Genomic DNA, 17,023 nt, shown 5'->3' on the forward strand with positions numbered 1-17,023 from the left:
TCAGCTCGCACCGCCCGGCTCGCCAGGGCGGCCGATAGCGATCTGCTGGTTCCCGTCCGGCAGGGTGACCGACTCGAGGTTGGCCCTGGATGCCGCGCCGCTCGGGGCTGCGGCACCGGAGGTGAGCTGACCGAGCTCGCCCTGCAGGGAACCGGCCGTGACAACCGCGGTCTCCGCAGGCAGCGGCACCTTGAGGGCCTTCGCGATGCGTCGGGCCACTGCTTCCGGGTGCGCGAAGAGCTCGAAGGAGTGCACTCGCAGGTAGTACCAGCCGAGGCGCTTGAGGAGCTCAGGGCGCAGACGCAACGTCTCCCGCAGCGTCGCGTCGGCCGAGCCCGCGATCCTCAGGTCGAGGCCGTCGGTGTCGATCGCGATGGCGCGCCCCTTGTACGCCGCGGCGAGGGGGACGCGGCCACGGTGGAACAGCTCGACCGTCATGCCGAACGACTCGAGACGGTTCGCGAGATCGAGCAGCATGGGCGGCGCCTCCACCTCGCGGTCGTCGCCCTCGGTGCCGTCGTCGCCGGAGGCTGGCGTCTCCTCGCCTGCGCCCTGCTCGAGGCCTGGGCCCGCGCTCGGCGCATCGCCCTTGGTCTCTGCCTCTCCGAGGATCTGCGCGAGTCCGAGCACTCCCCGGGACATGCGCGAAGGGTCGAGCTCGCCGGGGCGGATGCACGAGACGATGACGAGTGAGCGACGCGCCCTCGTCATGGCGACGGCAAGCGCGCGCTCCCCGAGCTCGGTGCCGAGCACTCCGAAGTTCGCGAGAACACGGCCGTGGGGAGTACGGCCGAAGCCGATGGAGAAGATCACGCGGTCGCGCGACTGCGCTGTGGCCAGCTCGATCGTGGTGACCGTGAACGGTTCCCCACGTGCTGCCGTGAAGAAGTCGGCGATGTCGCTCCGGCGCGAGGCGGCCGAGTAGACCGCCTGCTCGACCCGGCGGGCGTGCAGCGCGGAAGCCGTGACGACCATGAGCGATTCGCGGGGCCGGTGCACGGCGTGGTCGACGACGAGCTCCACGACGCGGCTGACCTCGCCGTCGGTGGATTCCACCCCTCCCGTGATCGGGTCAGGCAGGCCCGTGCCGTTCTCGACGAAGGAGAAGCTGAGGCTCGAGTGCCCGAGCAGGGTCCCCGCCCACGGCATGGAGCGGATGCGCCCCTTGTAGAAGCGCCTGTTGATGAGCTCCGCGAGGTCTTCGCCGCCGGCCCGATAGCTGCGCGTGAGCGCGTGCTCCGGCAGGAACTCCGCGAGCCGCGAATACACGGACTCGCCGACGGCGTGCTCGTGGCGCAGCCCCCACGCGTCGGTGCTGTCCGCCGCCGGGCGGGTCACGGCGACCGTGAACGGCGTCGGGTACTGGGTGACGGGGTCGCCGAATGCGACGACCTGGTCGCCTCTGCGGATCGCGCCGATGCTCTCGGCGATCGACATGGTTCCAGCATCCACGAGCACAACCGTGTCGAAGTGGATGCGCTCGCTCACGAGCGGCACGTCGTACGGGGTGGTCAGCCACAGCTGGGCGATGCTCTTGGAGACGTCGCCGGCCTCGACGGCCAGCTTCGTGGAGGGGACGCCGGGACGGCGCAGGAGCTGGCGGAGCGCATCCGCCTGCTCGCTGTAGTCGACGATGGCGACCTTCCACGCTTCGGCGAGCTGCCAGGCGAGCTGGGCGGCCGAGTGGTCGGTGTGGGCCTGGTCGACGACTCGGAAGTCGCTCTCGAGGCGAGTCACGACTCGCGTGTTGGCGTTCAGGAGCGCCTTGTCGCGGTCGAGGAGATCTTCGAGCACCGACTGCCACCAGGCGAGCTCGAGCTCGTCGCCGAGCGCCTCGGCCTCGACGTGGCGTTCGGAGAGGTCCTCGAGCAGCGGCGTGAGGCCGAGGTTCTCGAGGCGCTCGATGATGGTGAGGCGCTCGACGAGGTTGTGCAGCACCTCGCTGTCGGCCGCGAGCTCCGTGATGCGCGCGGGGAGCTCGGCCAGCGGCAGCTCGCTGAGCGAGACGGCTCCGGCGTCGACGAGCGGCTCGTCGAGGAGGCGCAGCTTCTCCGCGACCTCGCGGTGGAACTTGCGCACGTCGGAGATGCCCGTCGGGACGGTCGGCGTGGAGCCGTCCGTGACGTAGCGGTGCCAGAGGATGCGCTGGCGCTGGGCGAGCTTGAGCGACTCGTGGAGGTCGTCCACGACGACGCCGGGCCGCACGTAGTCCTTCGCGAGCTGGCGCAGCTGGCGGCGGCGGGCCGACGTCAGGTCGCTGCCGTCGCGCTTCGGGTTCGTGGCGTGGATGACGTCCGTCAGCGAGTGGTCGAAGACCGCGGGGCGGAACCGGTCGAGGGTCTCGCGCAGGTCGAGCAGGAGGCGCAGGTAGATGCCGAGCTCGCCGTAGGTCTCTGCCGGGCGCATCCTGGTGCGTCCGACGAGTTCCTGGGCACGGTCGATGACCTCGACGAGGGTGCCGGCGTCGAGCTCGATGGCGGCTTCCTGCGCGCGGTTCGCCTCATCGGTCGACTCGAAGGAGACGCCGTACCAGGGCGAGTCGTCCGGGCCGTACTTGAACTGGCCGAGCTCGCCGGCGGCGCGCAGCTGGCGGGCGATGGCGTCGCGGCCAGTCGCGATGGCCTCGATGGCGTCGCGGTCGAGTCGAGCGGTCGTCGTCGGCGGCTGCTCGCGCAGCTCGAGGCGGGAGAGCTCCTCGAGCGCGTCGAGGGCCGAGACGCCGAGGGCGGGGTCGGGGTGCACGAGCGCGTCGCGGTAGTCGGCGAGCACGTGGCGGAGGCGGACGAGGGCGTCGTCGAGCTCGTGCATCGCGGGCTTGCGGGCCTTCTCGTTGCGCGAGATCGAGGCGATCGCGTCGCGGCGCAGGGTGCGCGGCGTGACGGCGAGCCCCTCGAGTCCGACGCTCTTGAGGCGCGCCCGAATGGCGCGGATGCTCGCGGAACGGGGCGTGACGACGAGCACGCGCTTGCCGTCGGCGACGAGCAGACCGAGCGCGTTGATGACGGTCTGCGTGAGGCCTGTGCCCGGCATGGTGTTGATGACGGCCGAGTTGCCGGCAGCGATGGCGTCGACGACGCGCTCCTGCTCGGTGTCCGCGTCGAGGAGGAACCGGTCCCCCACGGGGTCGCGGCGGTCAGGGCTCGGCCGCTGCTCAGCCGGCTGCACGGCGGCCACCTTCTGGCGCGCCTCCTCGTCTCCGGCGAGTGCCCGCAGGACGGGGTGCGTGAGCTCGTTCGTGTCGCGGAGCATGGCGCTTGCGACCTCCCCGAAGCTCGAGATGACGGCGCGCGCCGAGACCGTGAACTGCGGGATGGATGCGCCGAGTGCGCGCATGCGGTCGAAGACGTGCTGCGGGAGGAAGGCGTCGTTCGACTTCGCCAGCTCGAGTAGCTCGGCAACCGGGAGACGCACTCCGAAGTGCTGCGCGAGGTGCCTTGCAAGGGACGCGTTCACTCGGCTGGGGCCCTTGAGGGTGAACTCGTAGTCGCGGCCCGCGCGGCGCAGGTCGACCGTGCGGGTCAGGATGGGGGCGCGGAAGTGGGTGCCGTCCTGCGTCCACTCGGCGAAGCCCGTGGCCAGCTGGATCGTGCTCATGCCGCGGCCAGCGAGCAGCTCGGTGCCCTTCTGCGCGATGAGGTCGGCCGCGTCGCGCGCCCCGCGGAACGAGGAGTGCTCGCGGACGAGGGCAGACAGCAGCACGGTCTTGCCCGCCGCGAAGGGGGCGATGCCGCCCGGGTGCGCGCTGGTCAGCTCGACGTACGTGCCGGGTTCGTCGGCGAAGTCGAGAAGAGGGGATGGTCCGCCGAGCTGCGCGAGCTCGTGCAGCCATGAATCCTGCGCCGCGTCGACTGCGGCTTCGAGCGCCCTCGCCTGTTCGGCGCGTTCGAGGTCGAGCGCAGTGAGCGCCTCCTCGTCGGCGGAGGGAACCGGGTGGGTCCTGCGCTCGTGCGCAACCGCATCTGCGACCCAGGAACGGCCTCGCGTGAGGCTCGGGCCGTCGCCACCTCGTGCCCTGACGCCGTCCTCGTGGTCGCGTCCGAGATCGAGATCGTCGTCCGCCTCGCGGGCCTCGCTGTCGCGCGCCTCACGCTCACGTTCGAGGCGCTCGCGCACTGGACTGAGGTCGGGTATCGGCTCCGTCTCATTGTTTGTGGGCGCACCCTTGCCGGAGCCGTGACCGTCGCTCTTCGCGTCGCCCGGCTCTGAACCTCGTTTACGAAACAGACCCCACACGCGTGACACTGTAGGTGTCTGGGCCCTTCGGCGGGTGGAGGCGCGCGTGCGTCGCCCGCACCTCGACCAACTTTTCGTCCCGAAATCAGGCACCACTGCACACGGGAGGCCGCCAGCACCGGTAGCATTGTCGCGCCAGCCTCTGTAGCTCAATGGAAGAGCAGTTGCGTCCTAAGCAAACGGTTGGGGGTTCGAGTCCCTCCAGGGGCACTTTTCATTCCGTGCGGCAGTCTGCGCATGTGCCAGACTCACGGCTCGCCAGATGGCGGTGCCTAGACTCGCACGATGACGACGATCTTCGACGCGCAGGACCGCCCAGAGCCGCCCCTCGGTGAGGACGAGTGGTCGACGCTCAACGGCTTTCTCGATTTCCACCGGGCGACGCTCGCCTGGAAGCTCTCGGGCCTCGGCTCGGCCGAACTGTCGAGGACGCTGCCGCCGAGCAGCATGACGCTCGGGGGCCTCGTCAAGCACCTCACGTACGTGGAGGACGACTGGTTCGGGGTTGTCCTCTTCGGCGAGGAGCAACGCGAGCCGTGGGCGTCCGTCGACTGGACGAAGACGCCCGACTGGGAGTGGGACGCCGCGGGCGCGCAGGAGCCAGCCGAGCTGCTCGCCGAGTGGGAGGCGTCGGTTGCACGCGCGCGGGCCGCCGCGGAGCGCGCGTTCCGCGCCGGGGGCCTCGCCTACCCCGCCGCGAAGGGGTTCTCGGACGGCCGGATTCCTCGCCTGCGGTGGATCCTCATCCACATGGTCGAGGAGTACTCCAGGCACAACGGCCACGCCGACCTGCTGCGCGAGGCGATCGACGGGAGCGTCGGCGAGTAGGGGGTCCCGCGCCTCGGCTCGGCTCGGCTCGGCTCGGCTCGGCTGCGTCGATACACCGTGCGGGGAGGATCATCGCCTAGCGTCGAGCTATGAGCACAGCGCAGACCTGGCTGATCACTGGCGCGAACCGCGGACTCGGACGCGCCCTGACCCTCGCCGCACTGGGCGCGTCGCACAACGTCGTCGCGACGGTGCGCGGCGAGCACTCACTCCCGGAGCACGACAGACTGCTGGTCCTCCCGCTCGATGTCCGTGACCGAGCGGCGGCCTTCGACGTCGTCGAGCGGGCCTCCTCGCATTTCGGGGCCGTCGACGTTCTCATCAACAACGCCGGGTACGGCCTTATCGCCGCGGCCGAGGAGGTCACTGAGCCGGAAGCTCGCAGCATCATCGACACCGATCTCCTCGGACCGCTCTGGCTCAGCCAGGCGGTGCTGCCCGGGATGCGGGCACGCGGCGCTGGCCACATCGTGCAGATCTCGACGGTCGGCGCGGTCGGCACTGTGCCGACGCTCGGCCTCTACAACGCGGCCAAGTGGGGACTCGAGGGCTTCAGCGAAGCGCTGGCCGCCGAGGTCGCCGGCTTCGGCATCCGAGTGACGATCGTGCAGCCGGGCGAGCTCGGCACCGACTGGGCCGGAGGCAGCATGCAGTTCAGCACGCCCATCGGCGCCTACGACGACCTGCGCACGCAGCTCTTCGGAACGCCGAGCGTCCCCTGGCCTGCGCCGCCGGCCGGTGTGGAACCGAGCGGCACCTCCCCCGCGTCTGCGGCGGAGGCGATCCTCTCGCACGTCGGCGACCCCGGCGACACTCGACTGCGTGTGCTCATCGGCGACGACGCACCACCCCAGGTGCACGCCGCCCTGACCGCCCGCCTCGACGACTACAGCCAGGACCCTCGCTTCCCCCAGTGAGATTCGGCCCCGCCGCGGCGAAAGCTGGGGTGGGGCCGATGCGCTGCGCACACGGCCCTCGCGCCCGACCTCAGCGCGGGGCCTCCTCGTCATCGACGCTCGCCCCGGTCACGATGAGCAGCGCGGCCGCGAGCACCGCCGCGTTCGCCCACAGGATGACGCTCACGCCGAGTGGCCCAGCGACCGCTCCGATGCCGAGCGGCAGCACGATCTGCGCGAAACGGTTCGCCGTCATGCGCAGGCCGAGCGCCTGCCCGTGCACCTCCTTCGGCGTGATGCGCACCACCCACGACATCGTGAGCGGCTGCGGGATGCCGAGGGCGACACCCAGTGCCACCATGACGGGAATCGCGCCGAGCGCGGCGACGAACGGCAACGCGACGAGCGCACCCACGCCGCAGCCGATGGAGACGAGCAGCAGCGCCTTGCGCCCGAAGCGGGACACGAGCCGGCTGAGCCCGACCCTCGAGACGACGGACACGAGGGCCCTGACGGCGAGCAGCGCACCCACGGCGACGCTCGACACACCCTTCTCCGAAGCCCACAGGGGAACGAACGTGTACAGGAGATCGACCGTCACGAGGACGGCGGCGCTCACGGCGACCGACCGCCACAGACCGTTGCCCCTGCCGAGATCGACGAGACGGGGGCGCCGCTTCGGCACCCCGCCACTCGCATCCGTCGCGGATTCGGCCTCGGCATGCTTCGCCGCTGCGGACTGCCGGTCGGCGCGCAGCAGCGCCGGCGTGCCGAGAAGTCCGAGCACCACCAGCACGATGCAGGCGATCGCCCCGAGCACAGTGTCAGGGGCACTCGCCTCGACGGCCCCGACCGAGGCGGTCAGGGTGACGATGGGCGGACCGACGAGCTGCCCGAGGGATGCGGCGGTGGTGAGCACCGCGAACGTGCCGTCGCTGGTGCCGTCGCGTCCGCGATGGGCCGTGAATGTCTGCTGCCCGATCATGACGAAGAGGCTGCCGATCCCCGTCGTCGCCGCCGCGACCACGAGGATCCAGAGCTCGTTGGCCCAGCAGAGCAGGACTGGGCCGCTCACGAAGACGGCGACGCCGAGCAGCGCGACCCTCGCTCCCCCGATCAGGTCAGACAGCCGTCCGACCGGAAGCGCCGCCACCAGTGCAGGCGCCGCGAACGAGGCCGCGACGAGCCCGAGCGCGAACCCCGTCGCACCGAGCTCGACCGCCTTGTAGCCGATCATGAGACGCGCGCCCACCCACGCTGACTGCAGCAGCGCCGCTTGGACGCTCAGCGCGAAGCGCCACGGCTGCTCACCGCCTGCTGCGGGTCGGCGTCGCCGCCCCGTCATGGACGCCGGGGAGCTTCCTCGGAGCCACCGAAGTGCCTGGTCAGGTCCTCGATCTGGCTGCGCACTGCGGCGTAGCGACTGCGGTCGAGGTGGAACACGGCGAGCTGGAGCGAATAGGTGAGAGCGATGGGCACCAGCGGCGTGCGGTAGCTGCTGTCGTCGCCGCGAGGAGCCGCGATGAGGTGGTCCGGGTTCGGCCGGAAGTGGAAACCGGGCACGTCGCTGATGAGCACAACCTTCCCGCCTCGGCGCTGGCACTCCGACATGAGCGGGGCGAGACGGATCGACGCCTCCCTGAGGGCGTACGCGATGAGCGTCGAATCACCATCGAATCCGACCATGTTCTCGGCGAGGTCCTTCGCGCTGTTCTCGAGCGTGACGACCGTGAACCCGAGCCGACGCATACGCCTCGCCGCGAGATCACGGAGGGGTCGTTCGTCGTCAGCGTCCGAGAAGACGTAGATCGTCGTCGACGCGTCGATCGCTCGAGCCGCGGCCTCCATGACGTCCTGCGGCACGTACTTCGCGAGCCGTTCGAGCGCCTCCGCTTCATCGCTCGCGAACGAGTAGAGGTCGTGGCCCGACTCTGCCCGCATGTAGCTCTCCTGCTCGGCAGCCTCAGAGCCCTCATCCCGCTGCAGATCGGCTCGCAGGTCGGGGTAGCCGCGGTAGCCGAGCTTCTGCGCCAGACGGACGACAGTCGACTCGTGGGTGCCCGCGCGCTGCGCGATCTCGGCCGCCGGCGCCTCCGAGACGCGCTCGCCTGACAGCAGCACGGCCATGACCTTGCGCTCTGAGCTGCTCAGCTGCTTGGTGCTGCTGGCGATGACCGATCTGAAACTCACCTGGACTCCTCATTGAGTGGATGCTGTTGCCCGTGCAACTGCCGCTGCTCACAGCAACACAGTGCCAGCTTTTCTTGCTCTGCTTGACACTCTCCCACAATCCTGCAAGCATGTGCAAGGTTGCAAGTTCACTCGAAGGGGCGAACGCTCCGGGAGCAGGGCTTTCCCGAAACGCACCAGGATTCGAACCGCAGAGAGGCGGAGGACAACGATGTCATCGAACAGGATCAGAGCCGAATGGGGCATCGCAGCCACCTGCGTCGTGGCGGCAATCGCCTTCGGCGGCGCCGCGATGAGCTACGGCCTCACCGCGGATACCGGGGTCGGAGCCGGCCTCATGCCGCTCGTCGCCGCGGTCTTCGTCGGCGGTGCCGGCCTCCTCTGGGCCCTCCGCCTCGCCGCAGAGCGAGTCCGCGGCGCGCCCCCAGCGCACCTCCCGGATCTCCCGACTGCGACCGGCTCGATCGGGACGGACGCACCCTTCGAGGCGCTCCTCGAAGGAGAAGAGAGCGACGAGATGGACGACGAGTCGCTGCCGGACAAGGCGGCGTGGCTCCGGATCGGCACGATCGTCGGAAGCGTCGCCCTCGGCGCCGCACTCCTCCCCCTCCTCGGCTACTCGGTCGTCATGGTGCTCATGCTCACGACCGTCCTCATCTTCGTCGGTGGGCGCCGCTGGTGGATCTCCCTCCTCGTCGCGCTCGTCGTGACGGGCCTCTCGCGCCTCGTCTTCGAGGTGTGGCTCAACACCGCGCTGCCGCACGCGAGCATCGCTCCCCTCAGCTGGATTGGACTCTGACATGGGCTTCGAGAACCTCATCGGCGGCCTCATCACCGTCCTCACCCCCGAGCACCTGCTCTTCGCCCTCCTCGGCTGCGTCATCGGCATGCTCGTGGGTGTGCTCCCCGGCTTCGGCCCAGCCGCCGCCGTCTCGCTGCTGATCCCGGTCACCTTCGGCCTGGACGCGACAACAGCCATCATCATGCTCGCCGCCATCCTCTACGGAGCGGCCTACGGCGGGACGATCACGGCCGTCCTCCTTCGCATACCCGGCGAGGCCTCGTCCATCGCGACGACGCTCGACGGCTACGAGATGGCCAAGAGGGGGCGAGGCGGACCCGCGCTCGTGATCGCAGCCCTCGCCTCGTTCGTCGGCGGCCTCATCGGGGTCATCGGATTCGTGCTCGTCGCCCCCTTCAGCCGACTCGCCCTCGAATTCGGCGCCCCCGAGCTCTTCCTCGTCTCGGTGCTGGGCATGGCGCTCGTCGCGAGCTTCGCCGGCCGCGACCCGGCCAAGGCGCTCCTCAGCGTCGGCGTCGGACTCGCCATCGCGAGCGTCGGCATCGACCAGGGCCAGGGAGTGCAGCGCTTCACCTTCGAGATGCCCGAGCTCTTCGACGGCCTCGGCCTCGTCGCGATCGTCATGGGCGTGTTCGGCATGAGCGAGGTGCTCGCCCAGGCGCGCGGCGGCAAGGACGGCATCCGCAAGCCCATCAAGGTCGGCAAGCTCCTCCCGACGGGTACCGACCTGCGGCGCTCCGCCGGACCCTTCATGCGCGGATCCTTCATCGGGTTCGTCATGGGCCTCCTGCCCGGCTCACCCGGCGCCGCGACCTCGCTCGCCTCCTACGCCCTCGAGAAGCGCATCTCGCGCCGGGGCGGGGAATTCGGAAAGGGCGCCGTCGAGGGCGTCGCGGGGCCGGAGGCGGCGAACAACGCACTCGCCGTCTCCTCCATGATCCCGCTCTTCACGCTCGGCATCCCGACGAGCGCCACCGTGGCCATCATGGCCGGCGCCTTCACGATCAACGGCCTCATCCCCGGCCCGCTCCTGTTCCGCGACAACCCTGAGGTCGCCTGGGCGATCATCGCGAGCCTCCTCGTCGGCAACGTGATCCTCCTCATCCTCAACGTGCCGCTCGCGCGAGTGTGGATCGCGGTGCTCAAGGTGCCGTTCCACTACCTGATGGCCGTCATCATCGCGTTCATGTTCCTCGGCACCTACAGCATCAACGGCTCAGCATTCGACATCTTCGTGATGCTCGGGGCAGGCATCGTCGGCTACCTCTTCCACCTGTTCGCGGTGCCCCTCACCCCGCTGGTGCTCGCCGTGATCCTCGGGCCGATGCTCGAGGAGAACTTCCAGCGCTCCCTCGCCCTCTCACGCGGCGACTACTCCGTGTTCCTCAGCAGCGGCATCAGCGTGACGCTGCTCATCGTGATCGTCGTCGCGGTGCTGTTCGGTGCCGCCCGCCCGCTCCTCAGCTCGCTGCTCGCGAAGCGCGTCGCGCGGATGAACGCGAAGCGGCTCGCCCTGGAGCTCGAGGAGCAGACCCCCGAGATGCAGACCACCTCATCCACCAACCGTTAGCACCCCTGGACCGACGAAGGAGTCAGTCAATGTTCACCACACCCAGAATCGAGAACACCCCCGCGTCGCCGAAGCGCCGCGGCTGGGCGAGCAGGAGCACGCGCCTGACGGCGGTCGTCGCAGCCGCCGCCATCGCGTCCCTGTTGAGCGCCTGCGCGACGGGAACCGCTGGGGCCGCCGACGACGGTGCCGAGTTCCCGGAAGCCGGATCCACGATCGAGTGGATCGTGCCTTCTGCGGCCGGAGCCGGCAACGACATCCTCGCCCGCATCATGGCCCCCGCCATGGGCGAAGACCTCGGCGTCAACATCAAGGTCGTCAACAAGGAGGGCGGCAACCAGGTCATCGGCCTCAACGCCCTGGCCTCCGCCAAGCCGGACGGGCTCACGCTGGGCTTCACGAACATCCCCTCGATCTTCGGCCGCTACCTCGACCCGAGCAAGCAGGCCGGTTTCGACCGGGAGAGCTTCGCACCCGTCGGCTCGTTCGCGCTCAACGACATCGTCATCGGCGTCAACAAGGACAGCCCGTACACGAGCACGCAGGAGCTCTTCGATGCCGTCAAGGCGAGCCCCGGCACCATCACCGTCGGCACCGACTCGCGTGCGGGAGACGACCACGTCAACCTCCGCACCCTCGAGAAGGAGCTCGGCCTCGAATTCAACATCGTGCATTACAACAGCGGAGCTGACAAGATCGCAGCTCTCGTCTCCGGCGAGGTCGATTTCGCGCTCGGGGGCGTCTCCTCGTTCATCGGGCAGGCCAAGTCAGGTGAGATCAATGTGCTCTCGGTCCTCAGCGACGTCCCGAGCCCCTTCTTCCCCGACGTCACGACGTTGAACGAACAGGGCTTCGAAGTGGCGCCGATGTCGAACAACTTCGCCGTCTCGGTCCCGGCCGGAACGCCAGCCGCAACGGTCGCCGCGCTCGAGGCAGCCCTCCAAGCCGCAACCGAGGATCCCGACGTCGTCGCCGCGCTCGAGAATGCGGGAACGGTACCCAACTGGATGCCAGCCGCAGACGTGGCCACGCTCTGGGAGGAGCGAGAAGCGACGACGAAGCCGATCATCGCGGAGCTGATCGCCGGTGAGTAGCACCGCCTCCACTCGACCGACCGCCCCATCAGCCGCTCGACCAGCAGGAGATCGACGCATGAACAGCGAGCACGCAAGCAGCACCGCGACGACCAGCGACCGCCTCATCGACCGCGCTCGGGGCATCCCGAGCGCCAACATCGGCGATGCGCAGGACCGGCTCGGCACGGCCTCAGGGATACGGCCGGTCTGGGATGGCGCGAAGCTCGCGGGCCGCGCGCTTCCCGTCTGGACCCGCCCGGGCGACAACCTCATCATCCACAAGGCCCTCGACGTCGCGCAGCCGGGTGACGTGCTGGTCGTCAACGGCGGCGGCGACGTGAGCCGAGCGCTCATCGGCGACCTCATCGGGCTCCGAGCCCTGCGCCTCGGTGTCGCCGGGTTCGTCATCGACGGGGCGATCCGCGATGCCGTGGGCCTCGGCGAGATCGGACTCCCGGTCTTCGCCCGCGCGGTGACGCCAGCCGGCCCCTACAAGTTCGGCCCGGGTCGCATTGGCATCCCGGTCGCGATCAGCGGTGTGGTCGTCGAAGCTGGGGACCTCATCGTGGCCGACGACGACGGGGTTGTCGTCGTTCGCAGCGAAGAGGCCGACGAGGTCATCACCCGCGCCGAGGAGATCGAGGCGGGCGAGCGCCGCAAGCGGATCGCGATCGAGGAGGCGGCTCGGGTTCGGGTCTAGCCGCCAGAGCCAGGACGAAGGACACACCTCGGCCGCAGCCCCGCAGAGGAGCTGCGGCCGACGTCACTGCAACCGCTGAGATCAGGCGTTCTCGTCCGCGACGCGGATGAGCACCTTCCCCACGGCTCCACCCTCGACCGCGTCGTGCGCCTGGGCCGTCTCCTCGAGCGGGAACCACGTGATGGGCAGGCCAGCCGGCTCCCCCACGGGAAGCGCGCCGTCGACGAGCGCCGCCGTCACGTCCTCGGCCGCCGCGTGCAGCGCATCCGGACCCACCGTGTAGAGCAGCAGCCCCTGCCAGCGGACGTTCTTCGCGAAGCTCGCGATGATGGGCACGGTGAAGTCGTCGCCGTTGTTGTTCGCGTAGTAGGCGATGCTGCCGTGGTTGGCGATGACCTCGACGTCGAGCGCCGCGTTCTGCGTGGGCGACACCTCGACGATGTGGTCGACGCCGTTCGGAGCCAGTTCCCGGATGCGCTCGGCGAGCGAGGCGTCCGGGTAGCGGACCACGTGGTGCGCCCCGGCTGCGAGGGCCAGGGCTTCCTTCTCGTCGCTGCTCACCGACGTGATCACCGTCGCACCTGCCCACACCGAGAGCTGGATGGCCGCGTGGCCCACCGCTCCTGCGCCGCCGTGCACCAGCACCGTGCGGCCCGCGAGCGCCTCGGGCGAGAGACGGGCGGGGCCGTGCTCGTGCACCGTGAGTGCCCGGTGCGCCGTCATGGCGGGCACGCCGAGGCTCGCGGCGACGTCGAAGTCGATGCCGTCCGGCAACGCGACGACACGGTCGGCGGGCAGCACCGTGAACTCCTGCGCCGTGCCCGTCGGCCGGTTGTGCGCCGCGAGGTACACCCAGACACGGTCGCCGACGGCGAGCGTGTCCACGCCGTCGCCGAGAGCATCAACGACGCCCGCACCGTCCTGGTTCGGGACCACCTCCGGGAAGCCGAGCAGACTGCCCGCGCCACCGCCGTCGCGGGCCTTCCAATCGGTGGGGTTCACGCCAGAGGCGACGACCCTCACGCGGACTTCGCCTGGGCCAGGCTGCGCGACCTCGCGCTCGACCTGGGAGAGGACGCTGGATGGACCGGTGGCTGAGTAGACGATTGCCTTCATACCCGGGTTCAGCGAGCCGGCGCCCCGCGCTATTCCCTCCGTGGCGCGTCCACGGCGATGGCGGCATCCTGGGCCACCGCTCACAGCACGGTCCGCTCGCCCGGACGAAGACGCCGTCTCGTTCCGACAACAACCGGGCACGGGACGGCCGGACGGTGGCACGATGGCGTCATGAGCAGCGACGACGATGTGCGACGGCTGGCGCTCCGCCTGCCGGAGACCTCGGAGCGCACCGCCTACGGCACCCCGGCGTTCTACGTCGGGACGAAGATGTTCGCGCGCATCCACGACGAGCCCGGGGTGCTCGTGTGCTGGCGCGCCGACCTCGGCGAGCGCGAGGCTCTGCTCCAGGGCGAGCCGTCGGCGTTCTTCACGACACCCCACTACGACGGCCACCCGAGCGTGCTGGTGCGACTCGCGAACGTCCCCCCGCCGAGGCTCGGCGAACTGCTCCAGGAGGCGTGGGAGGCCAGGGCGACCAAGCGCATCCTGCGCGATGCGCAGTCCTCTCCCGAGCGGGACTGACCCACCTCGGGCACGCACCGCTGGCCGATGCCCGCAGGCGCCCGACGGGCCGCGTCGTACCACCCTGGGCCGCGCGTCCGCTCTATGATCAGCGGATGGTCAAGGTCATTGCAGTCATCCGTCCAGTAGCCAGCGAGACGATCGAGGCGGAAGCCGACTCCTACGAGGCGGCGAAGGCGAAGATCGAGGCGATGGTCCCTGAGGGCTACGAGCTGCTCTCCGTGCGCTCCGCGAAGTAGCGAGCGACGCGGCGACCGACGACGGCCGGCGGGCGCCGCAGCAGCGAGGGCCCGACCGGGGTGCCGGAGCCGCTAGTCGAACATCCCGTCGAGCAGCCCGCCGATCATGAGACCACCGAGCACGCCGCCAACGACGTCGCCCATGTCTCCGCCACGTCGGCCGCCGCGACCGCCGTAGCCGCCCTGGTAGCCGCCGCCACGCGGCTGGCCCCACTCGTCGTATCCCTGCTGCTGCTGCGGACGCGACTGGTCGATGTCGCGCTGCGCGAGCTGCAGTGCCTCGCTCGCGAGCGAACCCGCCCGGCGTGCCAGCGCAAGCGCCTGCTCGCGTTCGTCCTCACCGCCCCGGAAGCTCACGAGCTCGTTGCGGATGCGCTCCGCCTCGGCCAGCCGGGTGCGCGGCGCCGAGCCGATCCAGCCACGGTGGCCGGAGATGACGTCGTTGGCGACGGCGATCTGCCGATCCGCGTCATCGATGGCGGTCACGACCTGAGTCTGCGACGGGATGGGCCGCGCGGCCCTGTCCCTGGCCTTGGCGATTGCCTCGTCGAGTCCCGTGTTCGCGGCGCGGAGCCTCGAGAGCGACGCGAACGGGTCGGTTCGCTCGCCCGCGGGAGGGAGCGCGGCGAGCGCATCGGTGAGCCGCTTCGCGGCTTCCTCGACCTCCTGGCTGCGTGGCACGTCTCTCGCCGCGACGAGATCGCTCCTCGAGTCCGCGATCACGGCAGCGAGCGTCGACTCGGCGCGCAGTGCCTCGATCTCGTAGTTCTCGACGGCGTCGAGCAGCGTATGCACGCGGCGCACGGCCTCCGTGGACGCCTCGAGGGCAAGCCGCGACTGCTCGTTCTGCCCGGCCTCACGGCGGCGCAGCGACACGTCGGCGCTGTGCTCCGCGAAGGTCAGGAGCTGGGCCGCCTCGGCGGGGTTGTCGCCCACCTGGTGCAGCGCGGCGTCCGAGTAGCGCAGCGCGAGACGATCGATGCTGGCCTGCGCGTCCGGGATGCGCGCGCGCAGCCGCTCCGAGTCCCGCTTGACGCCCTCGAGCACGGCGGGCGTCTGCCGCACCACCGCGACGGCCTCCTCGAGCACCGAGGACTTCTCCTCGAGCAGCCCCATCGCCCACTCGCAGATCTGCACGATCCGCGCGTTCCTGGTGCGCAGCTCGTCTGGCGTGTCCGGGATGTCATCGACGTTCAGCTGGTTCAAGTGGAACGCCTCGCCCATGTACTTGCGCACGTTGACGAGCGTGTCCTTCAGGTCCTGTGTCGCGCCGGAACCCAGTTCGGCCTCCGCGAACGAGAGCTCGTCGTTCATGAGCCGGATGCGCTCATCGGCGTCGACGAGCGCAACACCCGCCTTCATCGCCAGGTCCTTGTCGTGGGCGTCGATCTCGGCCTGCTGCGCTTGCTTCGCGCGGCGAGCGCGCCCCCAGAATCCAGATGCCATATCGCAGATTCTAGTTGCGCGCCGCCCCGCCAAGCTGGCGATGTTCACCGTCGGCGGAGCGGCGCACCGCGGAGCTCAGTACCAGATGCCCGGCGAGGGCTCCGGCGAGACCCGCAGCACGCGTCCCGCGAGCTCCGCCGCCCCGTCGCTCAGCTCATGCAGGGAGCCTGCTGCGCGGAGCGCGGCGGGCGATACACCGCCGAGGAAGAGCGACCCGAGCGCGTCCACGCCCAGGCGCACGGCTGCCGAACCCTCGGGCAGAGCATCGACCGGCTCCGCCGTCCCGACGCCATCCGCGCCGACCGTGAGCACGAACGAGCCGCCCGCGAAGCCGAGCGCATCCTCGATCTCGAGTCCGAGCACGCCGGGCGACGAATACCGTCGCGCGTCCAGCACGGCCTTCGTGTCCAGGATGCGCAGCCACTGGTGGTCGGAGGTCGTGACGGTCGCGGCCCGCTGGTCGCCGAGCATCCACCTGATGGGCTCGTCGATGGCGAGCTGCTCCGCCTTGACGGTCGCGACGAGATCGGCCTCGAGGAAGAAGCGCCACAGCGCGGCGTAGGCGTCGTCGCTGACGGCGCGGAGGAACTCGACGTTCAGCGTGTGGCTCGCGTAGTCGTGGTCGCCGCCCTCGAGCTTGAACAGCGCTGCCCCCTCGAGGTCACCGGCCTCCGAGGTGTAGGTGATGGCGCGGAGCTTCTTGCCATCGCCGTCCTCGTCGTGCACCGTTCCCGCGAGGCGGGGCCACATTCCGTCCCAGCCCTCGATCTCCCCGACCCGCGCCACCCTGACGCGGTCGAAGAGGCCGCCGATCTGCTCGGCCCACTGCTCCCGCCCCACGTAGTCGACGCGACCGCCCGGGGTCGGGCCGGCCCAGCGGACGCGGCGCGTGTCGATGCTGAAGCTCGCGGCGAAGGTCGCGGGCCCAAAGCCGAACCGGCCGTAGATCGTCGACTCCGACACCGTGAGGGCCGCGAGCGGGAGGCCGAGGGCCGCGGCCGTGCGCAGCTCCCCCTCGAGCAGGTTCCTGGCGATCCCGCGGCGGCGGCGAGCCTGGGAGACGGTCACCGAGCTGATCGCCCAGCTGGTCAGCTGGCTGCCGCCCGGCAGCGTGAGATCGGCGGGCCACGAGCTCACCGTGGCGATGGGCTCCTCGACGAGCGGCGCCGAGTCGTCCCAGACGCCCGTCGTGCGGCGGTAGCCCAGGGATGCGCGCATCCCCTCGAGCTGCTTCTCGCTCGGCTCGGCGGCGAGGAATCCGCGGAGGTCTGCTCGCGCCCATGCGTTGAAGGTGGCCGCGTCATCGGTATCGAGCGTCTCGTAGCGCAGGCCGGACTCGGCGAGCTTCGCCGCGGAGGTCGGGTCGATGGGATGGCGCGCGAAGTCGTCGGCTGCAGTCATG

Annotated in this window: 14 protein-coding genes and 1 tRNA gene; 9 read left to right on the top strand and 6 right to left on the bottom strand. The window is 70.3% G+C overall.

Features of this window, described 5'->3' with window-relative positions; translation table 11 throughout:
• Positions 1–4,113: an ATP-binding protein gene (locus C5E06_RS12630; protein ID WP_104307055.1), complete on the bottom strand. Its 4,113-nt coding sequence runs from the start codon at positions 4,111–4,113 to the stop codon at positions 1–3.
• Positions 4,114–4,371: 258 nt separating this feature from the next.
• Between C5E06_RS12630 and C5E06_RS12635 the strand changes: the two genes are divergently transcribed.
• From C5E06_RS12635 to C5E06_RS12645, 3 genes are all read left to right on the top strand, one after another.
• Positions 4,372–4,443, top strand: a tRNA-Arg gene (locus C5E06_RS12635).
• A 75-nt stretch (positions 4,444–4,518) separates the two neighbouring features.
• Complete coding sequence (locus C5E06_RS12640) at positions 4,519–5,061, top strand: DinB family protein (RefSeq protein WP_104307056.1); 543 nt, start codon at positions 4,519–4,521, stop codon at positions 5,059–5,061.
• An 89-nt stretch (positions 5,062–5,150) separates the two neighbouring features.
• Positions 5,151–5,978 (top strand): SDR family NAD(P)-dependent oxidoreductase, encoded by an 828-nt coding sequence (locus C5E06_RS12645; protein ID WP_181062971.1) that lies wholly within the window; start codon positions 5,151–5,153, stop codon positions 5,976–5,978.
• Positions 5,979–6,048: 70 nt separating this feature from the next.
• On the opposite strand, the gene C5E06_RS12650 is transcribed toward C5E06_RS12645, so the two are convergent.
• Positions 6,049–7,302: an MFS transporter gene (locus tag C5E06_RS12650; protein WP_104307057.1), complete on the bottom strand. Its 1,254-nt coding sequence runs from the start codon at positions 7,300–7,302 to the stop codon at positions 6,049–6,051.
• A complete protein-coding gene (locus C5E06_RS12655) occupies positions 7,299–8,147 on the bottom strand; it encodes a MurR/RpiR family transcriptional regulator (protein WP_104241832.1) in 849 nt (282 codons plus the stop codon). Before C5E06_RS12655 ends, C5E06_RS12650 begins: the two co-directional genes overlap by 4 nt.
• A gap of 211 nt (positions 8,148–8,358) precedes the next feature.
• Between C5E06_RS12655 and C5E06_RS12660 the strand changes: the two genes are divergently transcribed.
• Genes C5E06_RS12660 through C5E06_RS12675 form a run of 4 tightly spaced genes read left to right on the top strand, consistent with a single transcriptional unit; the run spans position 8,359 to position 12,295 of the window.
• Positions 8,359–8,946 carry a tripartite tricarboxylate transporter TctB family protein gene (locus tag C5E06_RS12660; RefSeq protein ID WP_104307058.1) on the top strand — a complete coding sequence of 196 codons (588 nt, stop codon included), beginning with the start codon at positions 8,359–8,361 and terminating at the stop codon, positions 8,944–8,946.
• Between the two features lies 1 nt (position 8,947).
• Entirely contained in the window at positions 8,948–10,519 is a 1,572-nt protein-coding gene (locus tag C5E06_RS12665) for a tripartite tricarboxylate transporter permease (protein WP_104307059.1), read from the top strand.
• Positions 10,520–10,548: 29 nt separating this feature from the next.
• Positions 10,549–11,613 (top strand): tripartite tricarboxylate transporter substrate binding protein, encoded by a 1,065-nt coding sequence (locus tag C5E06_RS12670; protein ID WP_104241838.1) that lies wholly within the window; start codon positions 10,549–10,551, stop codon positions 11,611–11,613.
• Positions 11,614–11,671: 58 nt separating this feature from the next.
• Positions 11,672–12,295, top strand: coding sequence for a methyltransferase (locus C5E06_RS12675; RefSeq protein ID WP_104307060.1), 624 nt, complete (start codon positions 11,672–11,674; stop codon positions 12,293–12,295).
• An 81-nt stretch (positions 12,296–12,376) separates the two neighbouring features.
• Here the strand turns inward: C5E06_RS12675 and C5E06_RS12680 are convergent, their stop codons facing one another.
• Positions 12,377–13,411 carry an NADPH:quinone reductase gene (locus C5E06_RS12680; protein ID WP_104307061.1) on the bottom strand — a complete coding sequence of 345 codons (1,035 nt, stop codon included), beginning with the start codon at positions 13,409–13,411 and terminating at the stop codon, positions 12,377–12,379.
• Between the two features lie 171 nt (positions 13,412–13,582).
• Here C5E06_RS12680 and C5E06_RS12685 point away from each other — a divergent pair, with 171 nt between their 5' ends.
• Positions 13,583–13,936, top strand: a complete 354-nt coding sequence (locus C5E06_RS12685) for an MmcQ/YjbR family DNA-binding protein (protein ID WP_104299323.1) — start codon at positions 13,583–13,585, stop codon at positions 13,934–13,936.
• Positions 13,937–14,031: 95 nt separating this feature from the next.
• Positions 14,032–14,175, top strand: a complete 144-nt coding sequence (locus C5E06_RS19350; protein WP_160073511.1) for a hypothetical protein — start codon at positions 14,032–14,034, stop codon at positions 14,173–14,175.
• A 72-nt stretch (positions 14,176–14,247) separates the two neighbouring features.
• On the opposite strand, the gene C5E06_RS12690 is transcribed toward C5E06_RS19350, so the two are convergent.
• The gene (locus C5E06_RS12690) at positions 14,248–15,621 is read right to left on the bottom strand and encodes a hypothetical protein (protein ID WP_104307062.1); all 1,374 of its coding nucleotides are present in this window, start codon (positions 15,619–15,621) and stop codon (positions 14,248–14,250) included.
• A gap of 75 nt (positions 15,622–15,696) precedes the next feature.
• Positions 15,697–17,022: a GNAT family N-acetyltransferase gene (locus C5E06_RS12695; RefSeq protein ID WP_104307063.1), complete on the bottom strand. Its 1,326-nt coding sequence runs from the start codon at positions 17,020–17,022 to the stop codon at positions 15,697–15,699.
• Position 17,023 lies beyond the last annotated feature (1 nt).

Origin of the sequence: Pseudoclavibacter sp. RFBI5 (genome assembly GCF_002931395.1) — a bacterium.
Classification (GTDB): Bacteria; Actinomycetota; Actinomycetes; order Actinomycetales; family Microbacteriaceae; genus Pseudoclavibacter.

Coding starts and splice junctions, on each gene's coding strand:
- C5E06_RS12670 (WP_104241838.1), top strand. CDS start 10,549: ATGTTCACCACACCCAGAATCGAGAACACCCCCGCGTCGCCGAAGCGC.
- C5E06_RS12690 (WP_104307062.1), bottom strand. CDS start 15,621: ATGGCATCTGGATTCTGGGGGCGCGCTCGCCGCGCGAAGCAAGCGCAG.
- C5E06_RS12650 (WP_104307057.1), bottom strand. CDS start 7,302: ATGACGGGGCGGCGACGCCGACCCGCAGCAGGCGGTGAGCAGCCGTGG.
- C5E06_RS12685 (WP_104299323.1), top strand. CDS start 13,583: ATGAGCAGCGACGACGATGTGCGACGGCTGGCGCTCCGCCTGCCGGAG.
- C5E06_RS19350 (WP_160073511.1), top strand. CDS start 14,032: ATGGTCAAGGTCATTGCAGTCATCCGTCCAGTAGCCAGCGAGACGATC.
- C5E06_RS12640 (WP_104307056.1), top strand. CDS start 4,519: ATGACGACGATCTTCGACGCGCAGGACCGCCCAGAGCCGCCCCTCGGT.
- C5E06_RS12675 (WP_104307060.1), top strand. CDS start 11,672: ATGAACAGCGAGCACGCAAGCAGCACCGCGACGACCAGCGACCGCCTC.
- C5E06_RS12645 (WP_181062971.1), top strand. CDS start 5,151: ATGAGCACAGCGCAGACCTGGCTGATCACTGGCGCGAACCGCGGACTC.
- C5E06_RS12660 (WP_104307058.1), top strand. CDS start 8,359: ATGTCATCGAACAGGATCAGAGCCGAATGGGGCATCGCAGCCACCTGC.
- C5E06_RS12665 (WP_104307059.1), top strand. CDS start 8,948: ATGGGCTTCGAGAACCTCATCGGCGGCCTCATCACCGTCCTCACCCCC.
- C5E06_RS12680 (WP_104307061.1), bottom strand. CDS start 13,411: ATGAAGGCAATCGTCTACTCAGCCACCGGTCCATCCAGCGTCCTCTCC.
- C5E06_RS12695 (WP_104307063.1), bottom strand. CDS start 17,022: ATGACTGCAGCCGACGACTTCGCGCGCCATCCCATCGACCCGACCTCC.